The sequence below is a fragment of the Acinetobacter sp. YH12142 genome (genome assembly GCF_013418435.1).
GTDB lineage: Bacteria > Pseudomonadota > Gammaproteobacteria > Pseudomonadales > Moraxellaceae > Acinetobacter > Acinetobacter amyesii.
Genome location: NZ_VPCB01000044.1, coordinates 1 through 2,414, shown reverse-complemented (window position 1 = coordinate 2,414; position 2,414 = coordinate 1). Strand labels below are relative to the sequence as shown.

The window sequence follows — 2,414 nt, the reverse complement described above, 5'->3', positions numbered from 1 at the left end:
AATTTCGATCGATCAATCAGTAAAAATCCACACAAGTTGTTCTTCATAATCTCTTAATGATCTTCTTGTTGGTTCGTCACCAGCAAGCTAGGTCGGCTATATTACTCTTTATTTCTAAAGAGTCAACTAGTAATTCAAATTATTTTTAAACTTAAAAAATAAAACCCAACTTAATCAATTCAACCAAGTCATTGTTTTATCAGAAGTTTTAATCTCCATCACCGCCGATGGATGTGCATTCTACAGCATTTCATATTCGTTGCAACACCCTTTTTCATTTATTTTTAGTTTTTCATTACGTTTGTTTATTTATTCTACTAAATCAGTGTGTTTTACTTAAAAAAGTGTTTTTAGCGTACAGAAAGCATGCAATACGCCACAGGCACCCATATGATAAACATTAAAATTGGCATAACACCGTGCACTTCTTCAGGTTTTCTATACAACCATTGAATAAATGGAATGGCGATACAAAATAATGTCGCCATCAATAGCACATCAACGAATCCACCTTTCAGCAGTTGCCACATCAAGACTGGCACACTCATCATTAAGCCAATTATCAATAAAACACAGTATTCGTATTTTCTGAGCTGCCATAGTGTGAATCCTTGAATGATCCAGAATCGCTCTGCATATTCAAAATTTGATTTTAAGTCCATTTTTATCACGCCTAGATTGAATAAACTCAGTGCAATATAGATGGCACACATCAATTGGAATAATTGTGAAGCAGTGAAATCAAGGCTCATGATGTTCCAAGTATCCGCCTGTGTGGCGAACCAATACAAAATCACGACCGCTGTAACCGAAATACCGATACTGACAATACGGTGGGTTAGAAATCTTTTATGAAATGCCTGACGAATAATTAATTTATTCTGATTGAGCCAGAGTGGGCTATATTTCTGTATCACAAATACGTTAGGTACTTGCAGCTTTATTGGTTTTGATTTCCTACCGAGCAGCCAGAATTTTATTGCCGCTATACAGATGAATGTAGATAACAACACCGCAACGAGTTGAGCGTCCAATATCGCAAGGCTCAAAATGGGCGAATATGTCAAAAGACACACTAAAACCCAATATTGATTCTGTTGTAAAAACAGCATTTGTATAATTAATAAATTAAAGATCCAAAGTAGCATCAATACACTGATGCCAAGGGAAGCCAAGAGTTCATACTCAACCCAAACATATAGAAGCGCCAAAACAAATGGCAATAACATCAAAAAGCTTAAACTCCCTAAAAATTTGATTTCCACTGCAAAACGACTTTTAAGCGTGATGGGCAATAGCGCTAGATAGCGATACCCTTCCCCACCGCTCAAAGCTTTACGTTGTATCGCACACCAAAATACATTTAAGGCAAGAAAGCCTGTCCAAAGAAACAAATTCGTGATTAATGATTTGCAATAAACCAAATCAATAATAGGCTGCACTAATGATAAGAGCAGTCCGAATAACATTGGCCCGAGAATTAATGTGACTAAAATAAGTAAATGCTTTTGCCGTGCAACTGCGTCTGCTGTGGTCTTGACATAGTATGTCCATCGGTATTTCAAAAGCGTTTTTATAATTGTTCGCTGCCCAACATGTCTTTGTTTATTCATGCCGTCTGCTCATTGGACTTTAGCCGATCCAGCTCGATGATTTTTGCTGCAAGACTGTCTCTAAATACAGGATCATGGCAAGACAATAGAATCAATTTTGATTGGCTCTGCTGTAAAAGTATACTTGTTAATTCAGCCAAGGCATTTTGATCTAAGCCATTGCTCGGTTCATCCAAAATCAGTAAAGGTGCCGAAGTCATTAAGGCTGCAACCAATAAAAACTTTTTGGTTGTGCCAAAAGACATGTCAGCAAACGGCGTGGCTAAATAGTGTTCTAATTTAAATTTTTCAATGAAGATTTGATACTGCTCATGCGCTATCCCTCGAATATCACACATTAAATTCAGAAACTCCTGCCCTTGTAAAAAATCATAAATAGGGCTTTTATCTGGCACATAGGCCACAAGTTTCTTGTATTGATTGTTGTGAGGGGCATATTGCTGATCATTAATCAAAATATTGCCTGTATCGAAATCCAACATCCCCGCAATCATCGCAAGTAAGGTGGACTTCCCTACTCCATTCTCAGCAACAACAGCGACAATTCCGAATTCGCTTAACTCTAAATTTAAATTTGAAAATATACTTTTTCCCGCAAAAGATTTGGACAGTTGCTGCAAGCTCAAAGAAACCATGATGATGTTCCTGATTTATTATCTTAAGTTATTGATTTATTATTAGGGTCTGTTGACATTTGTTGATTAAAAAAATAGCGAGATAGTAAAATTAAATCGCCAAACCCAATTTTACACTCGCTATGCCTCGAACAATGCTAAATGATCAACACTGGTCCAAGTTACT

2 protein-coding genes are annotated in these 2,414 nt (G+C 36.7%); both read right to left on the bottom strand.

Annotated features, from left to right (window positions below):
• Nucleotides 1-350: 350 nt before the first annotated feature.
• Complete coding sequence (locus tag FTU77_RS15800; protein ID WP_180056183.1) at nucleotides 351-1,613, bottom strand: hypothetical protein; 1,263 nt, start codon at nucleotides 1,611-1,613, stop codon at nucleotides 351-353.
• Nucleotides 1,610-2,248, bottom strand: a complete 639-nt coding sequence (locus FTU77_RS15795; RefSeq protein ID WP_180056182.1) for an ABC transporter ATP-binding protein — start codon at nucleotides 2,246-2,248, stop codon at nucleotides 1,610-1,612. Before FTU77_RS15795 ends, FTU77_RS15800 begins: the two co-directional genes overlap by 4 nt.
• Nucleotides 2,249-2,414: the final 166 nt, after the last annotated feature.

Excerpts from the sequence above, each read along its gene's own strand:
- FTU77_RS15800 (WP_180056183.1), bottom strand. The coding sequence starts at position 1,613 with ATGAATAAACAAAGACATGTTGGGCAGCGAACAATTATAAAAACGCTT.
- FTU77_RS15795 (WP_180056182.1), bottom strand. The coding sequence starts at position 2,248 with ATGGTTTCTTTGAGCTTGCAGCAACTGTCCAAATCTTTTGCGGGAAAA.